We start from the raw sequence: 7,430 nt of genomic DNA, 5'->3' as shown, positions 1-7,430 counted from the left end.
ATTACTTTACCATTTTGACCTATATATTTAAATAAGCTTGAGTTTACATTGCTTATAGAATATCCAGCACCGTCAAATGTTCCTGCAAATTGACTTTCGCTAGTTCCTATTCCTGCCCAAGTCTTGTCATCTAAATTAAAATCTTTTGTTAATTTTATAGTTTTTCCTTCAAAAGTATTTCCTTCATTTACTAATTTTAAAAGACCTGCTAATTGAGCAGCTGAAGTTATTTCAAATGTATTGTCTTCAGCATTGTACCAAGATGTATCTTCATCTCCAGTCCACAATAAATCATTTGCAACTAATTTTATTACATATGATTCATCTGAATTTTGAACTGCGAAGCTTCTTGATTTAGTTTTATATCCGTCTCTTGATATTTCATAAGTATAATCCCCATTTGGAACCATGTAGATATTTTCATCTACTGGAAATAATTCTAATCCTTCGCTGTTTTTGACAACTATATTAGCATCATCTGGATTTACTTTGAATTTGACATAGTAAACTCTAGCTTGAGATACCTTTCCATCTTCGTATTTCCATCCATAATAACCATTTTCATCAGTTACTTGTGCATTTAATGTAGATACTATTTGAGCAAAATTTTCATCTGTTGGTTCATAGTATTGATTTCCAGTACATTGATCCTTTGCTGTTGTATTCCACCAACCGACTACATCTCCTATATAACTGTTACCTGAACCCTTTTTAGTAGTCAAACAATTTTGTACTACTGTTGCAGTAAAGTTGTAATTTCCTCCAAGGATTCCACCTGCTTGCATAAGTGCATAAGTTTGTCCTTCGTTGTATGAATTTAATATATGACCATTTTGTGCAAAACCTGCGATACCGCCTGCATATTGGAATTCATATCTTCCACCAGCACCTGCGTTATTAGTTACATCCTTAGCTATATATACATCTCCGTAGTTGTAACAGTTTTCTACAACTGAATAATCAGTATTTTTATTGTATTCCATTACTCCACCGGCGATACCACCTATGTTCCATGCACCTTCGCAATATCCTGTATTGTAGCAGTTTATTACTTGTCCATTTTGTACCCATCCAGTTATACCTCCTCCAGTATAACCAGCTTCTATTTTACCGCTATTATTACAATCACTTATTTTAAAAGGCTTTTCTTGCGTACCCTTTGAAACACCTGTTATACCTGCAGTACCTTTGCAGCTATTATATGAAGTATCATTACCGGTACAAGTTATAGTAGCAGTATTTTCACATTTACTTACATAGGCACTATTTATACCGATTATACCACCTGTAAATCTAAATGAAGATACTTTTCCTGTATTTTTACATCTAGTTACTGTTCCATCATTTTGTGCTATGATACCACCAGCATAATCATTTGTAGCTGATACAGTCACACTAGATTCTATGTCTTGAACCTTGCCTTCATTGACAGATACAAGAGATGCTACGTATTCTTTACCTTTTACAGATCCTGATAATACTAAGTTTTTGATAGTACCATTGTTGTAAGCGAATAAGGCTTGATTTGCTTCATTTGATGATATGTTTAGTTTAATTGAATTGTCTCTACCATTGAAAGTCCCTTCAAATGGTAAATCCTCAGTTCCTATAGGAGATATATCAACATTTGATAAATCCAAATCTCCATTTAAAATTATAGTTTTTCCTTTGAAACTGTCTTGTACTTTGTTACCTCCTGCATCTTCTGCAGTACCATTTGCGATTCTAGATAATAGCACTAAATCGTCTTCTGTAGAAATTGTAAACGTATCTTTTTCTGAATCATACCAACCAAGAGGATTTGATTCTTCTTCGGCTTCTTTTGTAGATTCTTCTGATACTTCTACAACGTCTTGAGCTTCTTCTACTTCACTTTTTTCTATAGCATCTGCAACTACTACAAATAAAGATGTTGATGACATTGTGACAGCCATACAGATTGCCATAAATACAGCAGAAATAGATTTAAATTTCTTACTCATTGCAAGTTCCTCCTTTTTATATTTTTTTAGAAATATAAGGAAAAATAAAAACAAACTATATATTTTTCGTCAATTTGTTTTAAATTTCTATATAATTCTATAAAATAATTATAATTTAGAAACAGTTTTTAAAAAGTGTAATTTTGGTGTTATACTCTTATTTAATACTTTTATAGCACTAGTATTACTACTAAAATATCACTCCTATATCCAAACCTAATATAATTTAAAAGGTATATGATACAAATTTTACTTTGCTTCATATACCTTTTAAATATATCTTTATTATGAGTGGGGTGTATTAGAATATTTGTATAAATTAAATAAACATAATTTATATAATCTTACTTATTAGATTCTTTATTCGTCAAATTAATCTAATTTTTTTGTATGTGTAATTCTTTAATATAATTATAGTTTAAAAAATAGTTTTAAAAAAGTACCATTTTAGTGTTATACTCTTATCTAAAACACTTATAATACTAGTATTACTACTAAAATACTACTGTACTTATTTTCAAATATACTATATTCTGATAATAGGGTATATAAAAACTTTGTCATATAACTTGGTAACTATATGATAAAAAGTAGTATGTTTTTTAAGGAATTCTATGCTAATATTTGATAGTATAGAATTTTTTTTGCATTCGATAAACTATTTAGAATTTCTAAAAATAAATACCTATTTCAAAAAGGGATATGATGCAAATTTTACCTTGCTTCATATCCCTTTAAATATATTTTATAGAATCTTATTTCAATAACATAAATATTTACTTAGATAATATTTTTTCTTTAAATCTTAAATACAGTTTTTCCATCTATTACTTCCCATGATTTATATCCATTTTCATCTGTTACAGCACTATTAAGCAATGTAGATACAGAACCATCAGATAATTCTTCTGATGTTTTGGCTTCTACTTTACCTTCTATATCTTTACCCATTATACCTCCATCAAATGTTCCATTTTGATAGAAATTATTGGCCAAATCTAATTTAGATATATCTTCTCCATCAATGTAACCAATTATAGATCCACTTTTTGTATCAGCTTTTATATTTCCATAATTTACATTATTTTTGATTGTACTATTTGTATAAGAATTTGTATTTCCTACTATACCACCTATATTTGAAGCACCAGTTACATCTCCAAGATTATAGTTATTAGATACTTCAGAATAATATGATGCACTTCCTGCTATACCACCTATATTTGAAGCACTATCTCCTATTGAGCTTACGGCTGCTTTATTTACATTATTTTTTAAAACTGAATTACTTGCACTTCCTACTATACCACCTGTATATCTGTATCCTTTCACTTCTCCTAGGTTTGTACAGTTAATTACCTTACTATTACTTTGTGATACTATACCTCCGATATTACCATATTGGTTAGTACATTCCATTGTAACTTTATTAGTACAACTATCTATTGTTCCATAATTATATACAGCTATACCACCTACATATGATCCCTTTAAGTATCCTGTGACTGTCAAATTCTTTATTGTACCATTATTATTTTTGAATAATGCTTGATAATAAGCATCTCCCATATATAAACCTTTTATAGCGCATCCATTTCCATCAAATGTTCCTGCAAATGTACCACTAGATTCCCAAATATAAGCATCATCACTCACAGTTATTGAACCATCACTATTTTTTGTAAATTTATCATCGCTATTTAATACTATGTCCTTACCTAATTTTATAGTTTTTCCTGAGAAATTTTGTCCTTTTATACTAGTTGTTTTATTGTTTAATATTGCATTAAATCCTAAAAGCTCTTCTTTAGTATTTAGAGTGTACTCTGTTTTTTCAGAATCATACCAACTTAAGTCGTAAACTTTTTTAAGTTCAACTGAAATTGTTCCTAAGTCTTTATCTACAATTTCAAATTCGCCATTTACAGTTTCATATCCGTCTGCTCTTAATGTATATGTGTATTTTCCTGCTGCCAAATTGTATTTATTTGGTGTTTTAGTTTCCATTAAAACATCTGAACTATTTCTAACTTCTACAGTTTGACCTGTAGTTGAATTACTTTCAAAATTAACATCGTATCCTTTTGTCATTTCGATATTTATTTCTTTAGATTCATCGTTTTCTACTACATCTATAGTAAATTTGTCTTTTGCCATTGAATATCCATCAGCTAAAGCTTTATATGTATATTCCCCTGGAGCTAAGCTATATGTTCCATCTTCATTAGGTTCAACTACATCATTATATTTATCATATACAGTTATTTCTGTATTTTCTACATTTGACTTTAATGTAGTTGTTGTTTTTATATAACTTACTCTGACATCTATTTCTTCATAATCGCCTTCATAAGTATATGTTTTTGTAGTTGGTTCACATCCCTTTGCTTTTACAGTATATGTATATGTTTCATTTAATTTTAGATTTGAATATGCATAAACACCTTCTTTATATGGCTTAATTACGTTGCCTTCACTATCTTTAAGTTCTACTGTATAATCGTCAAAATGTTCATAATTACTTGATTCATATATTTCATCAAAAACAATTTGAATAGGTTCTCCTGTAAATGTAGTAACATTGTCTTTTACAGTCCATGAGCTATAGTAAAGAGCCAAATTATCATTTAATTTTGAAGCTAAATTTCCATTTTCAAAATCTTCCTTAGGCAATGCTGTTCCTTGATTTTCTGTATAAGATGTAAATGTATTTATATAATAACAGTTATCTAAATCTGCCCTTTCAGCTATTACACTTACATTAGTACTATTTTCTGAAGCTGATACTTTTCCTAGGTTGTAGCAGTTTTTAACTGCATTTGAATTTGCACCGACTATTCCACCTATATATTTTCCAGTACCTATAACTTCTCCTAAGTTGTAGTCATTCGCTATCTTACGTGAATTATTTTGTCCTGAAATTCCACCTATATAACTATCACCTTTTATAGTTCCAGTATTGTAGTCATTAATTACAGTACTACCTCCATATTCATCTTTTCCTATTATTCCACCTGCATAATTGTTGTTTGCAGTTATATTTCCTGAGTTATTACTGTTTAGTATAGTAGCATCATACACATTTCCAATTATTCCACCTACATTAGATTCAGCAGCTACATTTCCTTCATTAAAAGAGTTTTCAACATAACAACCTTCTGTGTATCCACAAATTCCACCTACAGAAGCATTACCCTTTACTTCTCCTTTATTTATACAATTACTTATACCTTCACTGTAAATAGAAGCATTTCCAACTATTCCACCTACATTAGTTTCACCTGTTACAGTAGCTTTATTGACACAATTTTCTAATCCATTCATAAAATGTGCTACTCCAGTTACTGCACCAACATTATTTTTACCTATTATAGAACCTTCGACTGTCAAGTTTTTAACTTCAGATTGCCATCCTGTATACCCAAATAACCCTACATAATCATCATTTGGTGTATTTATTTTTACAGTAATAGTATGATTATCGCCATCAAATATACCATCAAATGTCTTTGAATAATCACTACCATCACCTATTGATAACCATTCATTTAAAATTCCATTTACTTTTATATCTTTTGTCACTGTTATAGTTTTTCCACCAAATGTATCATTTATATCTGTACATCCATTGACTATAGCACCAAGACCTGCAAGCTGTTCAGCTGTTGATATTTCAAAGCTTGTTTTATCAGCATCGTACCAAGATATATCATATGGTGCTGCAGCAAATTCAACAGTTAACGATAAGTCACTTGAATCGACTTCAAATTCTTTATTGACTTCATCATATCCTCTTGCAGAAGCCTTATATGTATATTTTCCATTAGTTAATAAATAATTTCCATCTTCTTGAGGTTCTACTAATTCACCGTCTTTATATACTTCTAATTTATAATTTTTTAATTTGGATACATTAGGAGTAAAAGATACATTATATGCATTTTGTAATTCTACATCTAATTCTAAATCTTTATCTTTTACTTGGAATTCTCCTTTTTGAATTTCGTATCCAGATTTTTTAACTTCATATGTATAATCTCCAGCTATCAATAAATATTTAGCTCCTTCACTTGCTTCTACTACATTACCTTGATTATCTTTTACTGTAATAGTTGCATCTTCAGGTTTAACATTAAATAAAACTTGATATTCGCAAGCTTCTTTTCCTAAAAGATCATAAATTGATACAGAGCCATTTGGATATTGAGAATAGACAGTATATTTATTTCCAGCTTTGTCTTTGTAGATTACATAAGATGCTGCTGTCATTTGTCTTAGAAATTGAGATTTTGGTATATTTACTATTGTTCCTAAATAAGTTACATAATTTTCTTCTTTATTAACTTCGTAATTTACCTTACCTATACTTCTAGCTGCTTTTTTATTGTATAATGTTAAAGATTCACCTTCTGATAATAAGTTAGCAGGTATGATTAAAGTACCTTTTTCTACAACTTCATCACCATCATTGTATAATTTAGTACCAAATCTTATACCACTCTTGTTATCTACTATTGTCTTAGCTTGTGCTCCAAGCATCTCTACATGAGCCCATTTAGCTTTGTATGTTACATCTTGATTATTTATAATACCTGATTTATATTCTGTAGTTATATCATCAGTATCTTTATACCATCCAACAAAAGTATATCCTTTTTTAGTTGGTGTTTTTGGAGTATAGTTTAGTGCTTCTCCTGATTTCACTGATTTAACTACTGCATTAGTGCCATTATCTGCATCAAATGTTACATCTATCATATTTCCTTCAGCTTCTGATTCTACTATTTTTATTTTATAAGTTTCAGCTGGAACACTAGCCCCTGTTCCTCCAGCTTGGTTATTCATACTTGGCCACTCTGGATCTCCACATTTTACAGATATAACTGTGCCATCTTTTACTGGTATAGCTTGAGCTCTCTTATATTCAACATCATCTACACTAGCTCTTACTTGGAAGTTTTTATTTGTAGCCGTTGGAGTGACTACTACTTGTTTTGTACCAGTTGGAACCTTCAATTCATATTCTTTAACATCACTTGAAAATGCTGGTGATAAAGTTCCTAAATCTGTTTTTATATCTTTTAATGTTTTATCATTATTATAAAATGTTCCACCTAAATCTTCTCCCAGATTACAACTGTACATAAATGCCACTTCATCATTATCCTCTACGGTTTGGTTATTAGCACCAACATTTATAAACCAATCGTTTAGTGTAACCATCCATCCATTACTTAAGCCATTGATACTAGAAATATAACCAGCACCTACATAATCGACTCCTTCTTTATCAGCCGCTTCTTTAAAAGCATCATATACACTTGAACCTTCAGGAACTTGAACTTCAGTGTCAACGAGTCTACCCGTAAATGCTGCATCTTCTAGAGTAGTATTTTCAATGATTACTCTTACATTAATATTTTCTTCGGCAAATACATACATAGGCAA

The 7,430-nt window shown here is 30.0% G+C and carries 2 protein-coding genes; both read right to left on the bottom strand.

Annotated elements, in window-relative coordinates; translation table 11 throughout:
• On the bottom strand, positions 1-1,982 hold a 1,982-nt coding region (locus ACI3VO_RS01695; RefSeq protein ID WP_439756246.1), incomplete at its 3' end, for a hypothetical protein.
• A 798-nt stretch (positions 1,983-2,780) separates the two neighbouring features.
• The coding region (locus ACI3VO_RS01690) for an InlB B-repeat-containing protein (protein WP_439756245.1) at positions 2,781-7,430 on the bottom strand (4,650 nt) is incomplete at its 5' end.

The sequence above is a fragment of the Intestinibacter sp. genome, from assembly GCF_051866655.1.
GTDB lineage: Bacteria > Bacillota > Clostridia > Peptostreptococcales > Peptostreptococcaceae > Intestinibacter.
This window is presented reverse-complemented; position numbering and strand designations above follow the sequence as displayed.